This is a genomic window from Panacagrimonas sp., from assembly GCF_965216805.1.
Taxonomy (GTDB): Bacteria; Pseudomonadota; Gammaproteobacteria; order Nevskiales; family Nevskiaceae; genus Panacagrimonas.
The window spans coordinates 1,327,644-1,353,078 of sequence record NZ_CBDCGN010000003.1; the positions used below are offsets into that span (position 1 = coordinate 1,327,644).

Here is a 25,435-nt window from a genome sequence, read left to right on the forward strand (position 1 = left end):
TCTGTACTCCGGAAGGACCACGCTGTCGAAATTCCTGATCGAGCAACTGCAGGATCAGCAGGGTGACGAGCACGCCAATGGGCAACTGGCCGGCCTGCTGGTGGACGTGGCGGCAGCGATCAAGGCGATCTCGGTGGCGACTGCCAAGGGTGCGCTGGCCGACACCAGCCGTTTCGCGGCGGCCACCAACGTACAGGGCGAGATGCAGGTGCCGCTGGACGTGATGGCCGACGAGCTGATGATCGAACACTGCGAATGGAGCGGTCTGGTCGCAGGCATGGCCTCGGAGGAGCGCGAGCAGCCGGTGCAGATCCCGGACGACTTCCAGCGCGGACCCTATCTGCTGATGTTCGATCCGCTGGACGGCTCCAGCAATGTGGCGATGAACGTCTCCATCGGCACCATTTTCTCGGTTCTGCGGCATCCCGGCGCGGGCGTGCCGCAGACCAGCGACTTTCTGCAACCGGGAACCGCGCAGGTGGCCGCCGGGTACGCCATCTACGGGCCCGCCACCATGCTGATGATCACGGTCGGCAAGGGCGTGCACGGCTTCACGCTGGACCGCGAGATCGGCAACTTCGTGCTCACCCATCCGGACATCCGCATCCCCGAGGTCACCAGCGAATTCGCCATCAACACCAGCAACGAGCGCTTCTGGGAGCCGCCGGTGCAACGTTACGTGGCCGAGTGCAAGGACGGCAGCACCGGCATCCGCGGTCGCGACTTCAACATGCGCTGGATTGCCACCATGGTGGCCGACGTGCATCGCGTGCTGATGCGCGGCGGCGTGTTCATGTACCCGCTGGACCTGAAGGAACCACGCAAACCTGGACGTCTGCGCCTGATGTACGAAGCCAATCCCGTCGCGATGCTGGTGGAGCAGGCGGGCGGGCGGGCGACCACCGGGCGACAACGCCTGCTGGAGCTGGCCCCTGAATCCTTGCACCAGCGCGTGCCGGTCATCCTTGGTTCCAGCGAGGAGGTGCAGCGCATCGAGTCCTATCACCAGGCCTACGACGACGGCAGCGACAAGCCGTTCCGCTCGCCGCTGTTCCGCCCGCGCTCGCTGTACCGGGCGGAAGCCTGATGAGCCTGCCGGCGATCGTCATGCGGGTTGTCGACCGCGATCCGGGCATGGTCAGCCCTCACCCCAGCGGACGCGCTGCGTCCGGTCCCGCCCTCTCCCGCCATGCGGTAGAAGAGCATCAGCGTCGCCTGCGGCGACCGCGGAGCTGAGCGATGTCGGTCAAGCATCCCATCATCGCCGTGACCGGTTCCTCGGGCGCAGGGACGACCACGGTCATGCGCAGCTTCGATCACATCTTCCGGCGCGAGAAGCTCAAGGCCGCGGTGATCGAAGGCGACGCCTTTCATCGCTTTGACCGCCTGGCGATGAAGCGGGAGATGAAGTCGCGCGAAGCGGCGGGCCAGCGCGACTTCAGCCATTTCGGTCCGGAGGCCAACCTGCTCGCCGACCTGGACGCCGCCTTTGCCGACTACGGCGTACGCGGACGCTGCAAGACCCGACATTACCTGCACGATGTCGAGGAGGCGGCACCGCACGCTCAGGAGCCGGGAACCTTCACCCCGTGGCGCGATAGCGCCGATGGCACCGACCTGCTGTTCTACGAGGGCCTGCACGGTGCCTACGCCGACGAGCAGATCAACGTTGCGCGGCACGTGGATCTGCTGATCGGCGTGGTGCCCATCATCAATCTGGAATGGATTCAGAAGCTGCATCGCGACAAGACCCTGCGCGGGCACTCGCAGGAGATGATCGTCGACACCATGCTGCGGCGCATGCCGGACTACGTGAATCACATCTGCCCGCAGTTTTCGCGCACGCACGTGAACTTCCAGCGCGTGCCGACGGTGGACACCTCCAATCCCTTCATCGCCCGCGACGTGCCGACCGCCGACGAAAGCATGGTGATCATCCGCTTTGCCGATCCGCACGGCATCGACTTTCCCTATCTGCTGTCGATGCTGGACGGCTCGTGGATGAGCCGCCCCAACAACATCGCCGTGCCGGGCGGAAAGATGGGCCTGGCGCTGCAGTTGATCCTGACGCCGATGATCCTGCGGCTGATGGACCTGAAGCGTCGCGCGTAACGAGATCCGGACCATGTTCAAGCTGCCCGAAGCGCCCAAGCCCGTCACCCATCGCCGTGCCGCCAACGCCTTGCGTGCGCTGGCGATGGACGCGGTGGAGGCGGCCAAGTCGGGCCATCCCGGCATGCCGATGGGCATGGCCGATATCGCCGAAGTGCTGTGGAATCATTTTCTGGAGCACGATCCGGCCGATCCCAAGTGGCCGGACCGTGACCGTTTCGTGATCTCCAACGGCCATGGCTCCATGCTGCTGTACGCGTTGCTGCATCTGTCGGGGTACGAGCTGCCGATGGAAGAGTTGCGCCGCTTCCGCCAGCTTCATTCGCGCACCCCCGGGCACCCGGAGTACGGCGTGACGCCGGGGGTGGAGACCAGCACCGGCCCGCTCGGCCAGGGCCTGGCCAACGCGGTGGGCATGGCGCTGGCCGAGCGCCTGCTCGCCGCCGAGTTCAATCGCCCCGGCTTCAACGTGGTGAATCACCGCACCTACGTGTTCGTCGGCGACGGCTGCCTGATGGAAGGCATCTCGCACGAGGCGGCGTCCCTGGCCGGCACCCTGGGCCTGGATCGCCTGATCGTGTTCTACGACGACAACCGGATTTCCATCGACGGCGACGTCGACGGCTGGTTTCGCGACGACACCCCGGCCCGCTTTCAGGCCTATGGGTGGAGAGTGCTGAGCGACATCGACGGCCACGATCCGGAATCGCTGTTCCGCGCCATCCTCGCCGCCAAGGGCGGCGACGGCCGGCCGACCCTGATCTGCTGCAAGACCGTCATCGGCAAAGGTGCGCCCAACCGCCAGGGCAGCGCCAAGGTGCATGGCGCACCGCTGGGTGCTGAGGAGATCGCGTTGGCGCGTACGGCGCTGGATTGGCCGTACGCGCCATTCGCGATTCCGGCGGACGTGGCGGCGCATTGGAACGCGCGCCTGCGCGGGCGCGAAGCCCACCACGAGTGGGAACAGCGGATGTACGGGTATGCCAAAGCGCATCCCGACCTCGCCCTGGAGTTCCAGCGGCGCATGTCCGGCGTGCTGCCGCAGGACTGGGCCGACACCGCCGAACAGATGCGCGCCCAGCATCGCGCCGTCGCCAAAGCGGTGGCGACCCGCAAGAGCTCCGAGCAGGTGCTGGATGCCTGCGCACCGCGTCTGCCCGAACTGTTCGGTGGCTCTGCCGATCTGACCGAATCCAACCTCACGCGCTGGCACGACGCGGCGGTGGTGCAGCCGCGGCAACTGAGCGGGCGATACCTGAGCTGGGGCGTGCGCGAATTTGGCATGGCGGCGGCCATGAACGGCATGGCCCTGCACGGCGGTTACATTCCGTTCGGAGGCACGTTTGCGGTGTTTTCGGACTACGCGCGCAACGCGATCCGCATGGCAGCCTTGATGCGCATACGCGTCATCCACGTGCTGACGCACGACTCCATCGGCCTGGGTGAGGATGGTCCCACCCACCAGCCGGTGGAGCATGCGGCCAGCCTGCGCCTGATACCGCACCTCGACGTATGGCGCCCCTGCGATGGTGCGGAAACCGCCGTCGCCTGGCAGCAGGCGATCCAGCGTGACGACGGACCCAGCGCGCTGCTGTTGTCGCGGCAGGGCCTGCCCGAAAACCCGTCCGACGCCGAGCGCGAAGCCTGGATCGCCCATGGTGGCTATGTGCTGTCCGAGGCCGACGACGCCGCGCAAGTTGTGCTGATCGCCACTGGTTCGGAAGTGGCGATTGCGCTGCAGGCGCAGACCCTGCTGGCCGAAGAAGGCATCGCCGCCCGGGTGGTGTCGATGCCGTGCACCCAGGCGTTTGACCGCCAGCACGGCACTTGGCGACATGCCGTGTTGCCGCCCGCAATTCCGCGGATCGCGGTGGAGGCGGCGCATCCGGATTTCTGGCGCAAATACGTCGGTCTGGAAGGTGCCGTGATCGGGCTGGCCGAATTCGGCGAGTCCGCGCCTGCGGCGCAACTGTTCGATCACTTCGGCATCAACGCCGCTGCGGTGGCCGAGGCTGCCCGCGTGCGCGTGCGCAATCTGCAGCGCCCCGGTACGGCGGGCGCCGCGCTATCCCTCAACTGACCCACTCTGGAATCCAGCCATGTTCGACGCCGTACTGTTCGACCTCGATGGAACCCTGATCGACACCGCGCCCGAGATCGGAGAGGCCCTCAATCTCTGTCTGCAGGAGCTGGAGCTGCCATGTGCCGATGCCGGCCAGGTGCGATCCTGGATCGGTCACGGCACCTTGAACCTGATCACCGAGGCGCTGGCCCATCACCAGGGGGCTCATGGACCGATCAAGGCCGAATCGGTGCTGCCCTTGTTCCGCCGCAATTACCGGCAGGTCACCGGGCGCCTCAGCCGCGTTTTCCCCGGCGTCATCGAAACCCTGGCGGCGCTGCACGCGCGCCGCGTACCGATGGCGGTGGTCAGCAATAAAGAGAGCGAATTCGGCCGCCAATTGCTCTCGGCACATCGGCTGGAAGCCTATTTCGACGTGATGGTGTTCGGCGACACCCTGGCCGCGCGCAAGCCCTCGCCGCTGCCGTTGCAGCACTGCATGCAGCTCCTGCGCACCACCCCGCCGCGCACCCTGTTGATCGGCGACTCGGAGATCGACGTCGAAACCGCGCGCAATGCCGAAGTGCCGGTGTGGGCGGTGTCCTATGGCTATCGCCACAAGCCGACGGCGCGCGAGCTGGGCGCCGATCGCGTGATCGACAGCTTCGTCGACGTGCTGCCCTATCTGAAATCGCGCCAGCCGATCTGGGCCGACCGCGCCCACGCAGGCGCCGAGTAGGGCAGCCCAGGCGCTTGTCGCCCGGCCGGTCGAATTCACCCATCCGACTCTCAAGGAGCATCGCTCATGGCGCTGATTGCCCTGCGTCAACTGCTGGACCACGCCGCCGAACACCATTACGGCCTGCCCGCGTTCAACATCAACAACCTCGAACAGATCCAGGCCATCATGCAGGCCGCCGACGCCTGCGACTCGCCGGTGATTCTGCAGGCCAGCGCCGGCGCCCGGAAGTACGCGGGCGAAGCCTTCCTGCGCCGCATGGTGGAAGCGGCGGTGGAACAGTACCCGCACATTCCGGTCTGCATGCACCAGGATCACGGCGCCTCGCCGGCGGTGTGCCAGGCCTCGATCCGCAGCGGTTTTTCCAGCGTGATGATGGACGGCTCGCTGCGTGAGGACATGAAGACGCCGGCCAGCTACGACTACAACATCGGGGTCACTGCGCGGGTGGTGGACATGGCCCACGCCGTGGGCGTGTCGGTGGAGGGCGAACTGGGTTGCCTGGGCTCGCTGGAGACCGGCACCGCCGTTGAAGAAGACGGCTCCGGCGCCGAGGGCGTGCTCGATCACTCCCAGCTTCTGACCGACCCCGACCAGGCCGCGAACTTCGTGCAGCGGACCCAGGTCGATGCGCTCGCCATCGCCATCGGCACCAGCCACGGCGCCTACAAGTTCACCCGCCCACCCACCGGCGACATCCTGGCCATCGACCGCATCAAGGCGATCCACGCGCGCATCCCCAAAACCCATCTTGTGATGCATGGATCGAGCTCGGTGCCGCAGGAATGGCTGCAGGTGATCCGCGATTACGGTGGCGACATCAAGGAAACCTATGGCGTACCGGTGGAACAAATCCAGGAAGGCATCAAGCACGGCGTGCGCAAGGTCAACATCGACACCGATATCCGTCTGGCCATGACCGGCGCGATGCGCAAGCTGATGGGCGACAAGCCCGGCGAGTTCGATCCACGCGCCTTCCTCAAGGTGGCCACCGCGGCGGCGCGCGACATCTGCCAGGCACGCTTCGAAGCCTTCGGCTGCGCCGGTCAGGCCGCCAGGATCAGACCTGCGCCGCTGGAGCAGCTGGCCTTGCGCTACGCCAAGGGCGAGCTGCGGCCGGTGATCCATTGATGGCGCTGCCGACCGTCATCGCACCAAGCATCCTGTCGGCGGACTTCGCGCGACTGGGTGAAGAAGTACGCAACGTGCTCGCCGCGGGTGCCGACTGGATTCATTTCGATGTGATGGACAATCACTACGTGCCCAATCTCACCATTGGGCCGATGGTGTGCAGCGCCATCAAGCCGTATGTCGGCCCCGCCCTGATCGATGTGCATCTCATGGTGGAGCCGGTGGACGCGCTGGTGCCGATGTTCGCCAAGGCCGGCGCCGGGCAGATCTCGTTTCATCCCGAGGCGACGCGCCATGTCGACCGCACCCTGGGACTGATCCGCGAGCAAGGCTGCAAGGCCGGGCTGGTATTCAACCCGGCGACGCCCCTGGAATGGCTGGATCACGTGCTGGACAAGGTCGACCTGGTGTTGCTGATGTCGGTCAACCCGGGTTTCGGCGGCCAGAGCTTCATCCCGTCCACGTTCGCCAAGCTGCGTCAGGTGCGCCAGCTGCTGGACCGGCATCTGGCCGAAACCGGGCGGGATATCCGCCTGCAGGTCGACGGCGGGGTCAAGGTTGAAAACGTCCGCCAGATCGTCGCCGCCGGCGCCGACACCCTGGTCGCGGGGTCGGCCATTTTCGGTCAGCCCGACTATCTGGCGACGATCCGGCGCTTCAGGATGGAGCTGAAGCTCAACGAGTGCTGTGCCTGAACTCAGAGCGATCCTCTGGGATGTCGATGGCACGCTCGCGGAAACCGAGCGCGATGGCCATCGCGTCGCCTTCAACCGGGCGTTCGCCGATCTTGGCCTGGACTGGAATTGGGATGCCGAGCACTACGGGCGCCTGCTTGCGGTGACCGGCGGTCGCGAGCGCATGCTGCACGAGGCGCGGCAGCGCGCAGGCGGGGGGCCAATTGACACCGCACTGCTCGACCTGATCCCACAACTGCACCAGCGCAAGAACCAGCACTACGCCGGGATCGTGGCAGCTGGCGGCATCCCTTTGCGTCCCGGGGTGACGCGTCTGTTGCGCGAAATTCGGGCGGCTGGGTTGCTGCAGGCGATCGTCACCACCACCTCGCGGGCCAATGTCGAGGTGCTGCTGTCCAGCACCTGCGGACCGGACTGGCAGCACCTGTTCTCGGCGCTGGTCTGCGGCGAGGATGTCGGCCGCAAGAAGCCCGATCCGGAGGCCTATCTGCGCGCGCTGAAAGCCTTGCGCCTGGCGGCTGACGACTGCATGGCGGTCGAGGACTCCGCGCCGGGTCTCGCCGCGGCCGGTGCCGCCGGCATCGCCTGCGTGCTGACCCGCAGCGCGTACACCGATGCCGTGGCCCTCAGCGCCTGCCCGATTGCGCCGAGAGTCGAAATCGACGATCTCGAACAGGGCCTGGCCATGATCGGCATCGCCGATCTGCGCCGTTGGCATTCGGCACCAGGCCGGTAGGCCGGCACCGGCGTTGTCGCGACTTGCCGAGCTCGTTGCAACCGATTCCCGGACCGAACTCGGACCCGCATCGTTCGCGGCCCATGTGCTTCATTGCCGTCGTGAAATATACCCCCGGGAGATTGACCGAGATACCGGTGGTGGTATAGTCGATGATACGGGTGTGGGTACCACAAAAACATCGCTGGAGGAAAGCTGATGAAGATCGATCCAAACAAGTCCGGGTGTCGTACTGAGGCCGGGATGCCGTGCGCGGCATCGTCGGGGGTGAGCTCATGACCAGTGCGCCCAAACCCCTGTGGAATCCCTACATCGCCGGCGTGCTGCTCGGTTTGGGCCTGCTGATGACTTTCGTCATCACCGGTCACGGGTTGGGCGCCAGCGGCTTCACCACTTCGCTGGCCGCGGTAGGCGCACATGCGGTTGCGCCCGGCGCGGTGGAGTCCAGCAGCTATTTCGGCTCGATGTTCGAAGGTGGCGGCAATCCGCTGAATTCGTGGATCACCTGGCAGGTGATTGGCGTGGCGGTGGGGGCATTGATCGCCGCGCTGAGCGCCGGACGTTTTCGCTGGACCGTCGATGGTCCCACCAAGCTGGGTAATGCCAAGCGCCTGGGCCTGGCCCTGGTAGGCGGCATGATCGCCGGTGCAGGAGCCCGCATCGCGCTGGGCTGCACCAGCGGCCTCGGTCTCTCCGGCGCAGCCACGCTGGCGACCGCCGGATTTCTGTTTCTCATGGGATTTTTTGCCACCGGGGCTGCGTTCGGCTTCTACATGAAGAGGTTCTACTCATGACTCTGCCTATCGGAATTTCGTCCATCATCATCAGCGGACTGCTGTGCGGACTGGTGTTCGGCTTTGCGCTGGAGCGTGCCGGCTTCGCCAGCGCCTGCAATCTCACTGCACAGCTGCGCTTCAAGGACTGGCGCGTGTTCAAGGTGATGTTCACCGCCATCATCGTCGCGGCCTTCGGCCTGTATTTCTTGCAGGCCAGCGGCATGATGACCAAGGAGGCGATCTACATCCCCACGGTATTCCTGTGGGCGACGCTGCTCGGCGGTGTCGGCGTGGGGGCCGGCATGGCGGTCGGCGGCTATTGCCCCGGTACGTCGGTGGTCGGGTTCGTGTCCGGCAAGATCGACGGTCTGGTGTTCTTCGTCGGCCTGATTCTCGGGACCTTCGTATTCGCCGGTGCCTACGACGCCTTGGCGCCGATGCTGGAGGCCCTGCCCGGGCCGGAGGCGCAGACCGTGCCCGAACTCCTGCATCTGCCGACCCCGGTGGTGCTGTTCATGCTGCTGGCCTGTCTGGTCGGGGTGGGCTGGCTGACGCGAGACAAGAAGCCCTCGGCACCGGTGACGGCAGTCCGGGCTGCGCAGCAGCCGGCACCATCGGGCGCGGCCGCCCAGGCGTCGTAAGTAAATATCAGATGCCCTTCGACACGGCGTGAGCCGTGCGCAGGGCATCGATTTCGTATCAGGAGAACCCCATTCATGAAGTCAGAATCCAGGCCAGCCGCGCGCCGGTCCAACCGTGGCGACAAGCGTCGCCAGCCCAGAAGTCTGGCCCAGACCTTGGCGATGCTCGGTCTGGCGATGGGCGCGGTAGTACCGATGGCCGGCTGCAGTGGTGACCAGTCGGCGGATTCCGCACAGCCCAACGAAGCGGCTGGCAGCGCGGCCGAGGGTGAGCAGAAAGCGGCCAACCCCTGCGCGGTCAAGAAAAAGAAAACCGGTCCCTGCGCGGTCGGAGGCTGATACGGCCGCGTATTTGCCGGGCGGTGCCCTGCGGTCGCCATGAGTCCGCCTCTAAGCCACCTGGCGCGGCCATCGGCCACGATGCTGAAACGGGCCGCGCAGGCGCTGAACGCGCTGATGGACATCAGCCGGCTCTGGGCAGAGCAAGGGCAGACGGTGCTGACACAGACTCTGGGAGCAGGCGCAGTGCCCGGTCCTTGGACGCACTACCCAGGCGACGATGCGCATGACGTCGAGCTGGGCTATCGCTGGTATTACCACAGTCACCCCGGCCAGGGGCGCAGCGCAGGAGAGCACGGTCATTTTCATCTGTTTGCGGACGCCGCGGATGGCGGGGCGGCGGTGACCCACCTGATTGCGGTCTCGGTCGACCCTTATGGAAGGCCGCGGGAATTGTTTGCGCCCAACCGCTGGGTGACCGATGAGACATGGCAGCCGGCGGCGCGCGTGCTGCGCATGCTTCGCGGCTTCGACCTGAAGCATCCGCAAGCGCTGGGCGGGGTGCATCTTTGGTTGAAGCTGGTGCTGGCGGCATTCATGCCGCAGGTGATCCACACCGTGAAGGCACGCGATCAGCGGTTGCGGGCCTTGCAGGCAGGTTTGAAATCCGACGTTTTTGAAGATCGGCGTGTGTCCGTGCTGGGTCGCTGCGGCGTCGATCTCGGGAGACAGGTACAGGCGATCGAGCGCTGGCGCGCAAGACAGGCTGATGACGGGAACAGGTAATCGAACATGATCACTCGACGTAGTTCACTGGCGGTACGCATGCTGGCACTGTGCGGTCTGGCGTTGCCCGCGATGGCCTGTTCGGCCGGCGAATCCGCCGCGCCCGCGACCCCGACCCCGGTCACGCTGCCCGGGCCGGTGGTCGATGTCCGGTGGCTGAAGGCGAACGCGCAGCAGGTCACCGTGCTGGACGTCAGGGATGATCCCGCGACCTGGACCGCTGGGCCGCAGTTCGACAAGGACGCCAAGACCGGTGCGCAGACCCTGAGCGTGGTCGGCGGCCACATCGAGAACGCGCTGCTGGTGGAGTTCGACAAGATTCGCGTCGATCGCGAGGTGGAGGGCAAGAAGATCTCCAAGCTGTTGCCGGATGCGGCGTATGTGCAGGCACTGATGCGCTCGGTGGGACTGAACAAGGGGCAGACCATTGTGATCACCTCGCCGGGCGAGGCCGCGTTCGAGATCGAGGAGGCTGCGCGCCTGTACTGGACGCTCAAGGCCTACGGCGCGGAATCGGTGGCGCTGCTCGACGGTGGCAACGCCGCCTGGCTGCAGGCCGGTCTTCCGGTGACGACCACCGCGTTCAAGCCCGGTGCCGGAAATTGGGAAGCGGGCGAACTGCGTAAGGATTTGCTGGCTGAGATTGCCGAAGTGGAACAGGCGGTCAAGGACGGCGTACAGATGGTGGACGCTCGCCCGCTGCCGCAGTACCTGGGCCTGAGCTACAAGAAACCTTCGGTCGCCGCAGGCGGCCACATCCAGGGCGCACGCAATTTACCGACCGATGTGCGCTTCCGTTCGCAGGGTCTGGCGCAGATTTTTCTGACGCCGGAAGAGTACCGCGGCGTGTTTCAGGCGCAGGGCATCGACGTGGCCGCTCCCAGCGTGACCTACTGCAACACCGGACACATGGCCGCTGGAAGCTGGTTCATTCAGAGCGAGCTGCTGGGAAATGCCGAGGTCCGTCTGTACGACGGTTCCATGCATGAGTGGACCACGCTCGGTCGTCCGGTGGTCGGCATCGGCGGCTGAGTCTCCTCCTTGGAAGCGCTACGGACCTGCGGTTTCGGGTTCAAGCATTTCGGCCTGCATTTCCAGGAACACCGTGTATGCGTTGCGCCGGTTGGCCTGCTCGAACGTGGGTAGCGATTCGAACTCCGACCAGTCGGTGGCAGCGTACGCCTCTTCGAAAGTCATCAATGCCTCAGCCGCTTCGCCCATATGTCTGCGCAGGAACTGCAGGTAGTGGCGCGTGACCTGCAGATCCAGGCCGACGTCGGTGGAGGCGGGGCCGTGACCCGGGATGACCACGCGCGCCTGACCCGGGTCGATACGCCCCAGTGCCTGCAGCCACTGACGTGTGTTGCCGTCGACCACAAATGGCAGGCGTCCGGTAAAGAACAGATCGCCGGCAAACAATACGCTCTGAGCGGGGACCCACAGCATCAGATCGTCCGGGGCATGCGAGTCGCCGCCGCTGAGCAGTTCGAAGCGCATGCCACCGAGTTCGAAGGATTGTGGCGCGTCGTCCTCGAAGATCAGCCAGCGATCCGCCCGGATCAATTCGGTGTGCAGATCGACCCAGGGCGACAGGTCGCGACGACGCTGGGCCAGGCGCTCGGCCGCCAGGTCGGATCGCAGGTAGATTCTGCCCTCGTTGCGGGCCCAGATTTCGGCGCCGGCCTGCTTGAAGACCTGCAGTCCGTAGACGTGGTCGGCGTGATAATGGCTCACGATCACCCGCCGCACGGGCTGCGGGGTGATCGTGCGGATCGCGTCGAGCATTGCACTGGCCAGCGCCGGCGTGGCCAGCGCGTCGAACACCACCACACCGTCGTCGGTGACGACAAAGCCGGCATTGCTCATGAAGCCGCGGTTGTCGCGCGACGCCATGCCGGATTGGCCCTGGAAATACCACACGCGCTCCGCTACCTGGGCAGGTTCCAGCGCGAATTTGGCGGGAGTGCCAGACGCAGCGCCGGTGCCGTGGCAGCAGATCAGGGTAACGATCAGCAGGATTGATCGGATCATAGATACCGGGTAGGGTATACAATCGAGGCCTAAGAGTGTACCGTAGGACCTTGATATGGTACCCCGGGCGGTATAAGCCGGAGGTTCAGATAAAACGAGGGGCGAACCAGGCGGCCGCCTCATCGAGGAGAAACGCCAGATGCAAGCTTCCGAGCGCAAGCCCGGCCGTATCCGCAAGGCACCCGAGAATTTTCTGGAGCCGTCGTTTCTCCAGACCTTGCGCAAAGAGGGCATGAATCAAGGGCGGCGCGATTTTCTGCGCAAGGCATTCCTGGCCGCGACCGCGGCAATGGGCGCGCCTGCGCTGGCGGCAGCAGCAGAGGGCGATCCGGACATCCTGAACCTGCCCGAGTGGAGCAAGATTCTGGGCAATCCGGTGGCGATGCGGCCCTACGGCATGCCTTCGAAGTACGAAGCCAACCTGGTCCGACGCGAGTCACCGGGACTGGCCAGCGTCCCGCAGGCGTCGGTGGCGTTCACGCCGCTGCAGGGCATGTTCGGCATCATCACGCCGTCCGGGCTCCACTTCGAGCGCCATCATCAGGGCTGGGTGGACATCGACCCCGCCCGCCACCGGCTGATGCTCAACGGGCTGGTGAAGCGGCCGCGCGTCTACACCATGGACGATCTGCTGCGGCTGCCTTCGGTGTCGCGCATCCACTGGCTGGAATGCGGCGCCAACGGGGCGATGGAGTGGGGCAACGTGGCGGTGCCGACGGTGCAGTACACCCACGGCATGCTGTCGGGGTCCGAATTTACTGGTGTGCTGTTGTCGACGCTGCTGGACGATGCAGGCTTTGATCGCGAGAAAGCTAAGTACCTGCTCGCCGAGGGCGCGGACGGGTCCAGCATGACGCGCACCATCGACATCGACCGCGCGCTCGACGATGCCATGGTCGCCTACGGCATGAACGGCGAGATGCTGCGGCCCGAGAACGGCTATCCCTTGCGATTGGTGGTGCCGGGCGTGCAGGGCGTGAGCTGGGTCAAGTGGCTGCGGCGCCTGGAGGTTGGCGACCAGCCCTATGCGACCAAGGACGAGGCCTCCCATTACGTGGATTTGATGCCGGACGGCATGATGCGGCAGTACACATCCATCCATGAGGCCAAGTCGGTCATCACCAGTCCTTCCGGCGGCCAGTTGCTGATGGACAAGGGCTATTTCAATGTCACCGGCCTGGCCTGGACCGGCCGCGGCAGCATCAGGAAAGTGGATGTGTCCTTCGACGGCGGCAGGAACTGGCGCACGGCAAGGCTGGAAAATCCCATTCTTCCCAAGGCCCTGACCCGATTCAACATCGACTGGGTGTGGGACGGCAGTCCCGCCATCCTGCAGAGCCGCGCGGTGGACAGCACCGGCTATGTGCAGCCGACCTACACGCAGTTGCGCGCGGTGCGCGGATCGCGCTCGGTCTATCACAACAACGCCATTCAATCCTGGAGCATCGCCGACTCCGGCGAAGTCTCCAACGTCCACGTATGAGGCCGGCCATGCGCACTCCGCTGTCGCTGGTCGCCATCGCAATGATTACGGTGGCCTGCTCTGGCGGTGCTCCAGGCGGCGGGTCGGCCGCGCCGAGCGCAAGCCCGGTGAGTTACGCCAAACCGACCGCGCCTGCCGACGGGTATCAGGGCGTCGGGCGTGACGCCCTGGCCGATGAGGTCGCGGCCTGGGACATCGACGTCAGGCCCGACTTCACCGGACTGCCGCCGGGCTCGGGTGACGTCTATACCGGTGAGGAGTTGTGGATCGCCAAGTGCACGTCCTGCCACGGCGATTTCGGCGACGCCAATCACGTGTTCGTGCCGCTGGTCGGCAACACCACCGCGGCGGACATCGAAAGCGGCAATGTCGCCTCGCTGAAGTCCGGCGGTGCCGTGCGCACCACCTTCACCAAAGTGGCGACGGTGTCGACCCTGTGGGATTACATCTACCGCGCCATGCCCTGGGATGCGCCCAAGTCGCTCAGCCACGATGAGGTCTACGCCATCCTGGCTTATCTGCTGAATCTGGCCGAGATCGTGCCGATGGACTACGTGCTGTCCAACGACAACATCGCCGAGGTGCAGGCGCGTATGCCCAACCGCAACGGCATGACGCGCGATCACGGGCTGTGGGACATCAACGGCAAGCCGGACACCCGCAACACGGTTTGCATGAAGAACTGCGTCGAGCAGGTCGAAATCCTGTCGGAGTTGCCCGATTACGCGCGCCCGGCGCACGGCAATCTGGCCGATCAGAACCGTACCTGGGGCCCCGTGCGCGGCGCGGTGACCTTGCCGGCCACAGCAGGGGACGAGAACGCCACCGACGCATCGGAAGAACCCCCGTCCGACGCGGCGCCCGAACCCGCAAACGCGGCGTTGATCGAGAAGCTGGCGGCCAACGCCTGCACCGCCTGCCACGGCGTGGACCGCAAGATCGTCGGGCCTGGCTTCAACGAGATCGCCGCCAAGTACGCCGACCAGGCAGATCGCGAAGCGTATCTCGCCGGCAAGATCGCCGGGGGCGGCGGCGGCGTGTGGGGGGCCATCCCCATGCCGGCGCAGCCGCAGGTTTCGGAAGCCGACGTTCAGGCATTCGCCGCTTGGCTGGCTGACGGGGCCAAGCCGTGATCGCATCACCTGCATTCAACGGAGCATCGATGAACAACGCGCGTGAAGATGGAAGGCTGCGAGCTTCGCTATGGACTGCACTGGTGCTGGTTCTGGCAATCGCGGCACCCGCGCTGCAGGCGGCCGCGCCCACCGACATTCTCAACAAGAACGCCTGCTCGGCCTGTCACGGCATCGACAAGGCCATCGTCGGACCTGCCTACCAGGCGGTGGCCGAGAAATATGCAAGGGACCCAAAGGCGAAGGGGGGCCTGGCCAAGCGCATCCGCGAGGGCGGGTCGGGCACCTGGGGCCCGGTTCCGATGCCGCCGCAACCCAATCTGTCAGACGCCGATCTGGCCACCGTGGTCGACTGGCTGCTGGCGGGCGCCAAGCCCTGAAGCAGGCGCGTAGACCGCACCTGAACTGCAACCCCTGAGGACATCACCATGAATAACCAACGCAGAAGCTTCATTCGACTGGGCGTCAGCGCGCTCGGCCTTGCCGCAGCCGGTGCGCTGTGGCCCTTGCGCGCCATCGCGGCAGCCGCCGGCCTGGAGTCGGCCTTCAAGGCCAAATCGGTGGAGGACGTGTTCAAGGACCTGGGCAGCACGCCGACCGAGAGCAAGGACATTCAGCTCATGACGCCGGACATCGCCGAGAACGGCGCGGTGGTGCCGGTCTCGGTGACCAGCAAGATCCCGAACACCGAGCAGATCATGATTCTGGTGGAGAAGAACCCGAATCCGATGGCTGCCTCCTTCACTATCGCGGAAGGCACCGAGGGCGCGATCAGCACGCGCGTCAAGATCGGCCAGACCTGCAACGTCTACGCCGTGGTCCGTGCCGACGGCAAGCTGTACAGCGCGCACCGCGAGACCAAGGTCACCCTTGGCGGCTGCGGCGGCTAATCGCAGAAGCAACGAATCACAGGAGATAAGAGCCATGGCAAGCCCAATGCGAATTCGCGCCACCACCGTCGATGGCGTGACCGAAGTCAAAGCCCTGATGTCGCACCCGATGGAAACCGGACAGCGCAAGGACTCAGCCGGCAAGCTGGTGCCGGCACACCACATCACTGAAGTGACCGCTATGCACAACGACAAGGTGGTGCTGTCGGCCAACTGGGGCGCGGCGGTGTCGCAGAATCCCTTCCTGTCGTTCAAGTTCAAAGGCGGTGCCCCGGGCGACAAGGTGATCGTGTCCTGGAAAGACAACAAGGGCGAATCCCGCACCGACGAAGTTGCGCTGCGCTAGCGCCGAAGTCTTCTCCTTTCGAACGAACCCGCGAGGCACGTCATCATGAAGTGGAAGCCATGGCTGTCCGCGCTCGCAGGGCTGTTGGCTCTGTCGGTGTGGGCGCAGGACGATGAGAACATCTTCGCGCAGTACCGCGAGATGTTCGGTGACGACAACCCCGCCGAGCTGGTCGAGTTTGAAGGCGAGATTTTGTGGGCCGAGGCGCGCGGCCCCAAGAACGTCAGCCTGGAGCAATGCGACCTGGGCATCGGGCCGGGCGTGCTGGAAGGCGCCTATGCGCAACTGCCACGCTACTTCGAGGACGCCGACCAGGTGATGGATCTGGAGATGCGCCTGGTCTACTGCATGGAGACCCTGCAGGGGTTCGAGCGCGACGCGCTGGTGGCAGCGCCGTTCTCGGAACAGGGACAGCCGCAGACCGACCTGGAAAAACTCAGCGCCTACATTGCCGGCCTGTCGCGTGGCGTGCCCATCGCCGTGCCGCAGGATCATCCGAAGGAAAAGCTGGCGTACGCGACCGGCGAGAAGATGTTCACATTTCGGGCCGGCCCCTACGATTTTTCCTGTGCCACCTGCCATTCGCAGAGCGGCAAGCGCATCCGCCTGCAGGCGCTGCCGAACCTGACCACCGACGAGGGCGCCAGATTTGCGCATTCCACCTGGCCGGGCTATCGCATCTCCCAGGGCGCGGTTCGCACCATGGAATGGCGGGTGGGCGATTGTTTCCGCCAGCAACGGCTTCCCGAGCTGGTGTATGGCTCCGACATCGCGATCGGTCTGATTACCTACATGGCGGTTCGGGCCAACGGCGAGCCGATGGCTGCGCCCGGCCTGAAGCGCTGAGGTCGAGCACATGACGAACTATCGCAATGCCGGGTTGCTGCTGTTGCTATCCCTGCTGGCCGCCTGCTCGCCAGGAGGTTCCGATCCTGCTCCGAGCGCTGTGGGCGCCGGCGAGACCGGAGCGTCCGCGTCGTCGTCTTCGGTCGCCGCCGAATCCGTCGATGCGAGCAGCGTCGACCTGCGGGCGGCGCTGGACGGCTCGTTCCGCGCGCGCGGCCAGGCGCAACTGGACCGGCTGCAGCGCAACCCGATGCAGACCGTCTGCAGCGATGCGCCCAAGGACCAGCCGGCCGCCGAGGCCGGCAAGGCGATCATGGAGGCGGCCACCGCTGCGGTGGTGTTTCCGGCCGACAGCCAGTTCCTGGGCGACTGGCAGGCCGGCGAGAAAGTGGCGCAAACCGGTACCGGCCTGCAGTACTCCGACGATCCCGCTGTGCCCAACGGCGGCAATTGCTACGCCTGTCATCAGCTAGATCCCAAGGAGATCGCCTACGGCACCCTCGGTCCGCCGCTGGCGGGCTACGGCAAGCTGCGCGGGCAGTCGGAGCAGATGCTCAAGTACACCTGGACACGGATCTGGAATTCGCACGCCTACAACCCGTGCTCGCACATGCCGCGTTTCGGCGAGGCGGGCATCCTCACCGAGCAGCAGATCAAGGATCTGATGGCGCTGCTGTTCGACCCGGAATCCCCGGTCAACCTCTAGAGGGGCCCCGATGAACCGCCGAGAATTCCTGCAGGTACTCGCCGCTGCGGCCGGTGCAGGCCTGCCGCTGATGGCGTGCTCTGCGCGTTCCAGGCCGGACTGGGACGGTCTGTACGAAGCCCCCCGCTTCGGCAACGTGCATTTCCTGCACATCACCGACAGCCACGCGCAGTTGATGCCGGTGTACTTTCGCGAGCCCTCGGTCAATCTCGGGCTGGCCGACGCCTACAACCGGCCACCGCATCTGGTGGGCGAACACCTGCTCAGGCAGTTCGGGCTGCAGCCCGGGACCGCTGAAGCGCATGCCTTCACCTGCCTGGATTTTGAATCCGCGGCGCAGCGCTACGGCAAGGTCGGTGGCTTCGCGCACCTTGCTACCTTGGTCAAACGCATGCGGGCCTCGCGCCCGGGCGCGCTGCTGCTGGATGGCGGCGATACCTGGCAGGGTTCCGGCACGGCGCTGTGGAGCAACGGCCAAGACATGGTGGACGCCATGCTGCAACTGGGCGTGGAGGTCATGACCGGCCACTGGGAATTCACCTTGGGTGCCGCGCGTGTCGAAGAAATTGTGGCCGAGGACTTCAAGGGCAAGGTCGAGTTTCTGACCCAGAACCTGCGCACCAAGGACTTCGGCGATCCGGTGTTTCCGTCCTACGCGATGCGCGAGATGAATGGCGTGCCGGTGGCGGTGATCGGCCAGGCGTTTCCATATACCCCGATCGCCAATCCCTCCCACCTGGTGCCGGACTGGAGTTTCGGGATCCAGGATCAGAATCTGCAGGCCACCATCGACGAGGCGCGCGGCAAGGGTGCCCAGGTCGTGGTACTGCTGTCGCACAACGGCATGGACGTCGATCTCAAGCTCGCCAGTCGCGTGACCGGCCTCGACGCCATTCTCGGCGGCCATACCCACGACGGCGTGCCACAGCCGGTCATGGTGAAAAACGCCAGCGGGCAGACCCTGGTGACCAATGCCGGCAGCAACGGCAAATTTCTCGGCGTGCTGGACTTCGAAATCAAGAACGGCAAACCCGCAGCGTGGAAGTATCGGCTGTTGCCGGTATTCGCCGATGCGCTGCCGGCCGACGCCGACATGGCGGCGCTGATCCAGCGGCATCGGGAGCCGCATCTGGCCAAGCTGTCCGAAGTGCTTGCGACGAGTACCGGGACGCTGTATCGCCGCGGCAACTTCAACGGCAGTTTCGACCAGTTGATCCTCGATGCGCTGATCGCCGAGAAGGACGCACAGATCGCGTTCTCGCCGGGGTTTCGCTGGGGCACCAGCCTGCTGCCCGGCAGCGACATCACGATGGAGCGTCTGCTCGACCAGACTGCCATGAGCTACCCGCAAACCACCCTTACCGAGATGACCGGCGAGCGCATCAAGGTGGTGCTTGAAGACGTCGCCGACAACCTGTTCAACCCCGATCCCTACCTGCAGCAGGGCGGCGACATGGTCCGCGTCGGCGGTCTCAGCTACGCCATCGAACCCAAGGCCGAAGCCGGCAAACGCATCCAGGACATGCGCCTTGACGGAAAGCTGATCGAGGCTTCAAAGACCTACAAGGTGGCCGGCTGGGCGCCAGTGGCCGCCGGGGTCGAGGGCGAGCCGGTTTGGGATGTGGTGGCGCGCTGGCTGCGCGCGCAGAAGTCGGTTTCCATCAAGCAGGCCAACGAGCCCAGGCTCATCGGGATCGACGACAATCAGGGCCTGATGTAGCGTGGACTCGTGAAGGTCGGGCTATGGCCCGACGAGCCGTCGCGTGCTTTCGAACAGAAACCTGACGGTCGCCAACCCGCCATCAGGATTCAGGCGTACTTGGCCATCAGCCGCGTTTTCTCGGCGATCCGTTCGCACAACACGGCGTTGTTTGGAGCGTCAGTGGCCTCCATCTCCATGCTGCAGGCCATCATTTCGTAGAAGGCGCGGTCCAGGGCCTTGCGCGCTGCGGATAATTGCTGCGCGATGGCGTCACAGGGCTGGTCCTGTTCCATCATCGCCAGCACGCCCCGAATCTGACCTTCGACACGGCGAAGACGGTGCATGACTTCCTGCTGATGCGGTCGCTGAACAGACGGCATATCGGCTTTTCCCTTGGGAGCCAGTCGCGTAGTCCGGGTGGGCTTGGAAGGCGCTGGACTCTTCTTTCGAATATACCCCATGTAGTATCCTTTGGCTCGTGAATTGCGTCAGTTGGCGGGACCCGGTGAGGTGCGGATTGTGAGGCTTTGCATACCCCCGGGGTTATGCCAGGGCGGTCTAAGTTTAGAAGTATTCGAATCCATGGATGCTTTTGGGACAGATCAGGCCGGATCGGAAGTTTGAATGCGGCAACATCGCCAGCAGTTCTTTCTATCGTTGTAACCATTGTCAGGAGTGAGTCGTGGACATCGTGGTGGACTTCAATTCGTGGACCCGGGCGGCCTTGGGTGGCGCCATGATCGGTCTGGCTGCAGCGCTGCTGTTCGCATTGAACGGCCGCATTGCTGGGGTTAGCGGTGTGTTGGGAGGTTTGCTGCTGGACCGGAAAGGCGCGGATACCCCCTGGCGTTCGCTGTTCCTCGGGGGGCTGATCGGCGGCGCCATGCTCACCGGCCTGCTGCGGCCGGACCTCGCCAGCGCCGCCTTGCAGACCGGCTGGGTGGGCATGGCCATCGCCGGATTGATTGTGGGCTTCGGTACCCGTATGGGTAGCGGCTGCACCTCGGGACATGGCGTGTGCGGCATTGGCCGCTTGTCGGCCCGTTCGATGGTGGCGACGGCCGCGTTCATGGGAGCCGGCTTCGTCACCGTGTTTGTCATGCGTCATGTGCTGGGAGCCGGATCATGAGGAGCCTTGTTGCGTTGGCCAGTGGTGTGCTGTTCGGGGCGGGACTGGTGGTGGGCGGCATGACCGATCCCGCCAAGGTGCTGGGCTTCCTGGATCTGGCGGGCGCGTGGGACCCGTCGCTGGCGTTCGTGATGGGCACGGCACTGCTGGTGACCTTGCCCACATTCCAATTGCTCAAGGGCCGCAAGCGGCCGCTATTCGACGACCGTTTCTACCTGCCTACCCGAAAGGACCTGGACCCGCAGCTGATCGGCGGCGCCGTGCTGTTCGGCACCGGCTGGGGCCTTGCCGGGTTGTGTCCCGGCCCGGCGATCGCCAACCTGTGGACGGGCAGTCCGCAGGTGCTGGTGTTTGTTGCGGCGATGCTGGCCGGCATGTGGCTGAAGGATCGACTCAGCGCGCTGTCGATGCCGGCGGCAGCCGCCACGGTCCGCTGAGCGACGGTTCGTCTCCGCATATCGGAGATGAACCCAAGCGCCCGGACGCTCAGGCCTTGAACGCGGGTACTGCTTCGGGGAACTGACGTGGCGCGTGCCAGTCCAGGCCCAGATTGCCGCGCAGCATTCCCCAGTACAGAGCCGGCAGGTAGGACTTCTTCAGCCACCAGTAGGCACGTCGAGGGATGCGCGGGTCCAGCGGAAAGCTCGGGGCCGGCACGCCGTCGTAGAGAAACTCCGCCAGCATGATTTTTCCGACCGAGGTGGTCAGCGGGCAGGACGCGTAGCCGTCGTACTTCGCCGACATTTCGCGGCCTTCCAGTGCGTCGAGCAGGTTGGCGGTGACCACTGGAGCCTGCGCGCGCACCGCCGCCGCGGTCTTGCTGTTCGGCGTGGTGGTGCAGTCGCCCAGGCCGAACACGTTGTCGTAGCGGGCGTGACGCAGCGAATGCTTGTCCACCGCAACCCAGCCGCTGGCATCGGCCAACGGGCTGGACTTGATGAAGTCCGGCGCCGACTGCGGCGGCACCACGTGCAGCATTTCGAACGGCTGCTCGATTCGCTCCGACCGGTCGGCCTGCTTGACCTCGAAGGTGGCCTTGCGCGCGGGGCCGTCCACTGCCACCAGGTTCTGGCCGTAGGCGGGCCGGATGGCGTACTCGGCCACCACGCGCTCCAGCGCCTTGGAATAAAACGGCACGCCGAACATGGCGGGCCCGGGGGTGTGGAAGCTTAGTTGCGCAGAAAGCCCGCGGCGGCGAAAGTGGTCGGCCGCCATGTACAGAATCTTCTGCGGTGCGCCTGCGCACTTGATCGGCATGGGAGGTTGCGTGAACAAGGCCTGGCCGCCGCTGAAATTCCGGATGCATTCCCAGGTATACGGCGCCAGATCGTGCCGATAGTTGCTGGTCACGCCGTTGTTGCCGAGCGTGGCCTCCAGGCCCTCGATCTTGTGCCAGTCCAGTTGCAGTCCGGCGGCGGCGACCAGAAAGCGATACTCGATCCGGCGGCCGTCTTCCAGCAGCACCTGGTTGTTCTCGGGGTCGAAGCCGCTCGCTCGGGCGCGGACCCAGGTGACCTTGCCGGGCAGGCAACTGGCCATCGGCCTGCCGGTAGCGGCCACGTCGAAGGCGCCGGCGCCGACCAGGGTCCAAGCCGGCTGGTACCAATGGGTTTCCGCGGGCTCGACCACCGCAATGTCAAGATCGGGCCGGCGCTTGAGCAGCAGCGACGCCACGGTGGCGCCGGCGGCACCGCCGCCAACGATAACCACGACGTGATGGGCAGGATGGGACATGAGGGCTCTCCTGGTTGCGAAGTCAGATGGCGCGGGGATCACGATACGACAGCCGGCGGCGGTCGAGACCAACCGGGCGGCGTCGCCACCCGGCATGGCTCATTTTCGCCACCTTCGCCAGGCACCGGCGCCGCTTCCATGGGATCGGCCCGGTGCCCGGGGCCGCTTCGCCACAGGTTGGCACAGGACCGCGCGCCGTACTCACGGCGACGCTCGCTTGAGCGAGAAGGCGCCGCGCAGATCGCCGACCGCGTAGCCGGTGGCACGATCGTGCGGATAATCGGCCGCCAGCGCGGCACGCAGCGCCTCGGGCTGGGTCCGCGTGTCGCCATGGCAGGTCAGGCAAGGAGGCGCGACGACGATGGCGCGGGCGTATCTCTGGTAGCGCCCGCCCGGTTCGGTCACCGATTCGAAACGACTCGGGACCCGGGCCTCGGCGCCCGCTTGCAGATCCCGCGAGAACTCCTGCAGACGCTGTTGCTCCCACGCATCTGGAAGGCCGCTCTGGGGGTTGCGCACCCGCGTGCCGACGCGTTTGACCTGCCAGCCGGTTTCGCGCGAAAGCCGGGCCGCGATGGCCGGCGCCTCGTCTCTGCATACGCGCACCGCGTCGGCCGGTCCGCCGTCGCGTATCGCCGCCTGCAGGCGACCACCCAGTTCCTGCTGAAAGCGATCGGCGATGGCGCTGGCCTGCATCAGCATCGTCGGCTCGGACGCCGCTGGCGCATTGCCCGCCTGGGCGCCAGCGCCGGCCAGGTTCATCATCGGCACCAGAAGCGCAAGCAGCTTGAGTCGATCCATGGCGGTGCTCCGGCAGATGCTGCGGTCGGCGTTGCATGCGCCGAGGATTTCGGCCCGCGCGTAGCTTGTCCTCGGCGCGGGGACCAACGATCGGCGAAAAGGCTGCCACCGACGCCAACCCGACCACGACGATCGGCAGCATCGCCCAGGAGGACTTGAGAGTATACCCCCTAGGGTACATAATCCAGACCTGTCGCGAATCTTCCGCGTCACCGTTCAAGCCAGCGAGGTACTTCTCATGATCTTCCGCCAGCTGTTCGACCCGGTTTCCAGCACCTACACCTACGTCATGGCCTCGGGACGCGGTCGCGAGGCGCTGATCATCGATCCGGTCAAGGAGCTGCTGGATCATTACCTGCGTCTGATCGAGGACCTCGACCTCAAGCTGGTGCGCGCCATCGACACCCACACGCATGCCGATCACATCACCGCGCTGGGCGATCTGCGCGACCGCACCGGCTGTGTGACCATCATGGGCGAGTTCACCAAGGCCGCCTGCGTGTCGCAGAGTGTTCGCGAAGGCGAGCGCATTAACGTCGATGGCATCCGTCTGGGGGCGATCTACACGCCTGGGCACACCGACGAGTCCTTCAGCTTCGTGCTCAACCCGGATCGGCCAGAGGCGGTATTCACCGGCGACGTCCTGTTGATCCGCGGCACCGGACGCACCGATTTCCAAGGCGGCGATCCGCACAAGTCCTGGGACTCGATCGTCAACAAGCTGTTCCGGCTGCCCGATGACACCACGGTGTATCCAGCGCACGACTACAAGGGCTGGATGGCCTCCAGCATCGGCGAGGAGAAGCGCGCCAATCCGCGTCTGGCCGGCAAGACCGAAGCCGACTACGTGCAGATCATGAACAACCTCAACCTGCCCAATCCGAAGCTGATGGACGTCGCGGTGCCGGCCAATCTCGCGTGCGGACAAACCTGAGGCCGTGCTGCGCCGCGCGCTGCCGCTGATCGACGATCTGCTTCGCACGCGGGGCGCCACCCTCGGGCCGGATCTGCTGGCGGGCACCATCACCGCCATCCTGCTGATCCCTCAGGCGCTGGCGTATGCGCTGCTCGCCGGCCTGCCGGCCGAGGTAGGCCTGTATGCCAGCGTGCTGCCGCCGCTGCTGTATGCGTTTCTGGGCAGCAGCCGCACCCTGGCGGTCGGCCCCGTCGCGGTCGCCGCGGTGATGGTGTCGGCCGCGCTGATCCCGTTCGCCGACGGCGACCCGCAACGCTATCTCACCGGGGCGTTGATGCTGTCGGCGCTGACCGGCGCCTTTCTGCTGCTGCTGGCGGTGCTGCGCCTGGGCTGGCTGACGCACTTCATCAGCCACCCGGTGCTATCTGGTTTCACCACCGGCGCGGCGATCTTCATCATCGGCACCCAGCTCGCGCCACTGACCGGCATCACGGTGCCGCGCGAGGCCGGCTTCGCCGAGATCCTCGTCCACCTGTGGCAAGGCCTGTCCGAGTTCAGCAGCGTGACCGCCCTGTTCGGTGGCCTCTCCGTGGTGGCCTTGATCCTGGCCCGCAAGCCGCTGGTAGACGGTCTGGCACGCGTGGGAATGCCGCGCGCCAAAGCGGCCATCGTCGGTCGTACCGCACCGCTGATACTGGTCGTGGTCGCCACGCTCGTCGCCGCTTTCCTGCACCTGGGCGACGCGGGGCATCTGGCGGTGGTGGGCAGCATTCCTGCCGGACTGCCGGGACTGGACTTCGGGTTCCTGCGCGAGTCCGGCTGGCTGGGTCTGCTGCCTTCGGCCTTGATGATTGCGCTGATCGGCTATGTGGAGAGCATCTCGGTGGCGCGCGCGCTGGCGTTCCGGCGCCACGAGAAGATCGACCCCGACCGCGAACTCATGGCGCTGGGGGTGACCAACATGGCCGGCGCCTGCGTCGGCGCGATGCCGGTGGCCGGCGGCTTCGCGCGGTCCATGGTGAATTTCGAGGCGGGTGCGAGAACGCAGGCAGCAGCCATTGTGACGGCGATCTGGGTTGCGCTGGGCGCCGTGTTCTTCACCGGGCTGTTGAACGATCTACCCAAGGCCGTGCTCGCCGCCATCATCGTGGTGGCGGTGTACCAGTTGATCGATTTCGGCAGTTTGCTGCGGACCTGGAAATACGATCGTGGTGACGGCATTGCGCAGGCCGCGACCATCTTCGGCGTGCTGGCCCTGGGCGTGGAAGGTGGATTGATTGCCGGTGCGGCGCTGGGTGCGGCGTTCTTTCTCTATCGGACCAGCCGGCCGCATATCGCGGTGGTCGGCCGCGTTGCCGGAACCGAGCACTACCGCAACATCCACCGCCATGTGGTGCAGACCTGGCCGGCCTTGTTGCTGTTGCGGGTCGACGAGAATCTCTACTTCGCCAACACGCCGCGGGTGGAAGACCAGCTGATGAGTCGCGTGCTCGAACGCGACGGCCTGAGCGACGTGGTGCTGATCCTGTCGGGGGTCGGCTATATCGATGCCGGCAGCCTGGAGATGCTCGAATCGTTCGAGCGCTCGCTGTCGGAAAAGGGCATCCGCCTGCATCTGGCAGAGGTCAAGGGTCCGGTGATGGATCGGCTGCGGCACACGCCCTTGCTGGCATCCCTGGGCGATGCGCGGGTGCATCTGTCCACCGACGCCGCGGTCGAGGCGCTGGTGGCTGCGGGATAGAAGCATCACGCCGGGTACTT

The 25,435-nt window shown here is 65.6% G+C and carries 28 protein-coding genes; 24 read left to right on the top strand and 4 right to left on the bottom strand.

Annotated elements, in window-relative coordinates:
- Position 1 precedes the first annotated feature (1 nt).
- The 12 genes from ACOOHP_RS19085 to ACOOHP_RS19140 all read left to right on the top strand — a co-directional run bounded on the left by ACOOHP_RS19085 (position 2) and on the right by ACOOHP_RS19140 (position 10,989).
- Positions 2–1,087 (top strand): class 1 fructose-bisphosphatase, encoded by a 1,086-nt coding sequence (locus tag ACOOHP_RS19085; protein WP_420468749.1) that lies wholly within the window; start codon positions 2–4, stop codon positions 1,085–1,087.
- A gap of 152 nt (positions 1,088–1,239) precedes the next feature.
- Positions 1,240–2,112 (top strand): phosphoribulokinase, encoded by an 873-nt coding sequence (locus tag ACOOHP_RS19090; RefSeq protein WP_420468062.1) that lies wholly within the window; start codon positions 1,240–1,242, stop codon positions 2,110–2,112.
- Between the two features lie 13 nt (positions 2,113–2,125).
- On the top strand, positions 2,126–4,192 hold the full coding sequence (gene tkt / locus ACOOHP_RS19095) for a transketolase (protein ID WP_420468063.1): 2,067 nt from the start codon (positions 2,126–2,128) through the stop codon (positions 4,190–4,192).
- Positions 4,193–4,211: 19 nt separating this feature from the next.
- Entirely contained in the window at positions 4,212–4,913 is a 702-nt protein-coding gene (gene gph / locus ACOOHP_RS19100; protein ID WP_420468064.1) for a phosphoglycolate phosphatase, read from the top strand.
- 66 nt (positions 4,914–4,979) lie between these two features.
- Complete coding sequence (gene fba / locus ACOOHP_RS19105; protein ID WP_420468065.1) at positions 4,980–6,044, top strand: class II fructose-bisphosphate aldolase; 1,065 nt, start codon at positions 4,980–4,982, stop codon at positions 6,042–6,044.
- On the top strand, positions 6,044–6,739 hold the full coding sequence (gene rpe / locus ACOOHP_RS19110) for a ribulose-phosphate 3-epimerase (RefSeq protein ID WP_420468066.1): 696 nt from the start codon (positions 6,044–6,046) through the stop codon (positions 6,737–6,739). The genes fba and rpe overlap by 1 nt, the downstream gene beginning before the upstream one ends.
- Complete coding sequence (locus ACOOHP_RS19115) at positions 6,732–7,475, top strand: HAD-IA family hydrolase (protein WP_420468067.1); 744 nt, start codon at positions 6,732–6,734, stop codon at positions 7,473–7,475. The genes rpe and ACOOHP_RS19115 overlap by 8 nt, the downstream gene beginning before the upstream one ends.
- 275 nt (positions 7,476–7,750) lie before the next feature.
- Positions 7,751–8,269, top strand: coding sequence for a YeeE/YedE thiosulfate transporter family protein (locus ACOOHP_RS19120; RefSeq protein ID WP_420468068.1), 519 nt, complete (start codon positions 7,751–7,753; stop codon positions 8,267–8,269).
- A complete protein-coding gene (locus ACOOHP_RS19125) occupies positions 8,266–8,892 on the top strand; it encodes a DUF6691 family protein (RefSeq protein WP_420468069.1) in 627 nt (208 codons plus the stop codon). The genes ACOOHP_RS19120 and ACOOHP_RS19125 overlap by 4 nt, the downstream gene beginning before the upstream one ends.
- A 75-nt stretch (positions 8,893–8,967) precedes the next feature.
- Positions 8,968–9,231 carry a hypothetical protein gene (locus ACOOHP_RS19130; protein ID WP_420468070.1) on the top strand — a complete coding sequence of 88 codons (264 nt, stop codon included), beginning with the start codon at positions 8,968–8,970 and terminating at the stop codon, positions 9,229–9,231.
- Between the two features lie 81 nt (positions 9,232–9,312).
- Positions 9,313–9,957: a DUF6969 family protein gene (locus ACOOHP_RS19135; protein WP_420468071.1), complete on the top strand. Its 645-nt coding sequence runs from the start codon at positions 9,313–9,315 to the stop codon at positions 9,955–9,957.
- Positions 9,958–9,963: 6 nt separating this feature from the next.
- A complete protein-coding gene (locus tag ACOOHP_RS19140) occupies positions 9,964–10,989 on the top strand; it encodes a sulfurtransferase (protein ID WP_420468072.1) in 1,026 nt (341 codons plus the stop codon).
- Between the two features lie 18 nt (positions 10,990–11,007).
- On the opposite strand, the gene ACOOHP_RS19145 is transcribed toward ACOOHP_RS19140, so the two are convergent.
- A complete protein-coding gene (locus ACOOHP_RS19145) occupies positions 11,008–11,988 on the bottom strand; it encodes an MBL fold metallo-hydrolase (RefSeq protein WP_420468073.1) in 981 nt (326 codons plus the stop codon).
- A 139-nt stretch (positions 11,989–12,127) separates the two neighbouring features.
- Here ACOOHP_RS19145 and soxC point away from each other — a divergent pair, with 139 nt between their 5' ends.
- Genes soxC through soxB form a run of 8 tightly spaced genes read left to right on the top strand, consistent with a single transcriptional unit; the run spans position 12,128 to position 19,112 of the window.
- Positions 12,128–13,471: a sulfite dehydrogenase gene (soxC, locus tag ACOOHP_RS19150; protein WP_420468074.1), complete on the top strand. Its 1,344-nt coding sequence runs from the start codon at positions 12,128–12,130 to the stop codon at positions 13,469–13,471.
- An 8-nt stretch (positions 13,472–13,479) separates the two neighbouring features.
- Positions 13,480–14,604: a c-type cytochrome gene (locus ACOOHP_RS19155; protein ID WP_420468075.1), complete on the top strand. Its 1,125-nt coding sequence runs from the start codon at positions 13,480–13,482 to the stop codon at positions 14,602–14,604.
- Between the two features lie 29 nt (positions 14,605–14,633).
- Positions 14,634–14,984 (top strand): c-type cytochrome, encoded by a 351-nt coding sequence (locus ACOOHP_RS19160; protein ID WP_420468076.1) that lies wholly within the window; start codon positions 14,634–14,636, stop codon positions 14,982–14,984.
- Positions 14,985–15,032: 48 nt separating this feature from the next.
- Positions 15,033–15,494 (top strand): thiosulfate oxidation carrier protein SoxY, encoded by a 462-nt coding sequence (gene soxY, locus ACOOHP_RS19165; RefSeq protein WP_420468077.1) that lies wholly within the window; start codon positions 15,033–15,035, stop codon positions 15,492–15,494.
- A gap of 34 nt (positions 15,495–15,528) precedes the next feature.
- The gene (soxZ, locus tag ACOOHP_RS19170; RefSeq protein WP_420468078.1) at positions 15,529–15,840 is read left to right on the top strand and encodes a thiosulfate oxidation carrier complex protein SoxZ; all 312 of its coding nucleotides are present in this window, start codon (positions 15,529–15,531) and stop codon (positions 15,838–15,840) included.
- Between the two features lie 45 nt (positions 15,841–15,885).
- The gene (soxA, locus tag ACOOHP_RS19175) at positions 15,886–16,686 is read left to right on the top strand and encodes a sulfur oxidation c-type cytochrome SoxA (protein ID WP_420468079.1); all 801 of its coding nucleotides are present in this window, start codon (positions 15,886–15,888) and stop codon (positions 16,684–16,686) included.
- Positions 16,687–16,696: 10 nt separating this feature from the next.
- Positions 16,697–17,392, top strand: coding sequence for a sulfur oxidation c-type cytochrome SoxX (soxX, locus tag ACOOHP_RS19180; RefSeq protein ID WP_420468080.1), 696 nt, complete (start codon positions 16,697–16,699; stop codon positions 17,390–17,392).
- 10 nt (positions 17,393–17,402) lie between these two features.
- Positions 17,403–19,112, top strand: coding sequence for a thiosulfohydrolase SoxB (soxB, locus tag ACOOHP_RS19185; protein WP_420468081.1), 1,710 nt, complete (start codon positions 17,403–17,405; stop codon positions 19,110–19,112).
- 89 nt (positions 19,113–19,201) lie between these two features.
- Here the strand turns inward: soxB and ACOOHP_RS19190 are convergent, their stop codons facing one another.
- Positions 19,202–19,438: a metal-sensitive transcriptional regulator gene (locus ACOOHP_RS19190; protein ID WP_420468082.1), complete on the bottom strand. Its 237-nt coding sequence runs from the start codon at positions 19,436–19,438 to the stop codon at positions 19,202–19,204.
- 344 nt (positions 19,439–19,782) lie between these two features.
- On the opposite strand from ACOOHP_RS19190, the gene ACOOHP_RS19195 reads away from it, so the two are divergent.
- Both ACOOHP_RS19195 and ACOOHP_RS19200 read left to right on the top strand, forming a co-directional pair.
- Positions 19,783–20,223, top strand: coding sequence for a YeeE/YedE family protein (locus ACOOHP_RS19195; RefSeq protein WP_420468750.1), 441 nt, complete (start codon positions 19,783–19,785; stop codon positions 20,221–20,223).
- Positions 20,220–20,660, top strand: coding sequence for a DUF6691 family protein (locus tag ACOOHP_RS19200; protein WP_420468083.1), 441 nt, complete (start codon positions 20,220–20,222; stop codon positions 20,658–20,660). The genes ACOOHP_RS19195 and ACOOHP_RS19200 overlap by 4 nt, the downstream gene beginning before the upstream one ends.
- A 49-nt stretch (positions 20,661–20,709) precedes the next feature.
- On the opposite strand, the gene ACOOHP_RS19205 is transcribed toward ACOOHP_RS19200, so the two are convergent.
- A complete protein-coding gene (locus ACOOHP_RS19205) occupies positions 20,710–21,957 on the bottom strand; it encodes an NAD(P)/FAD-dependent oxidoreductase (protein ID WP_420468084.1) in 1,248 nt (415 codons plus the stop codon).
- Between the two features lie 201 nt (positions 21,958–22,158).
- Positions 22,159–22,758 (bottom strand): Tll0287-like domain-containing protein, encoded by a 600-nt coding sequence (locus tag ACOOHP_RS19210; RefSeq protein WP_420468085.1) that lies wholly within the window; start codon positions 22,756–22,758, stop codon positions 22,159–22,161.
- Between the two features lie 238 nt (positions 22,759–22,996).
- Between ACOOHP_RS19210 and ACOOHP_RS19215 the strand changes: the two genes are divergently transcribed.
- Entirely contained in the window at positions 22,997–23,692 is a 696-nt protein-coding gene (locus ACOOHP_RS19215) for an MBL fold metallo-hydrolase (protein WP_420468086.1), read from the top strand.
- 4 nt (positions 23,693–23,696) lie between these two features.
- Positions 23,697–25,415 (top strand): SulP family inorganic anion transporter, encoded by a 1,719-nt coding sequence (locus ACOOHP_RS19220; RefSeq protein ID WP_420468087.1) that lies wholly within the window; start codon positions 23,697–23,699, stop codon positions 25,413–25,415.
- Positions 25,416–25,435: the final 20 nt, after the last annotated feature.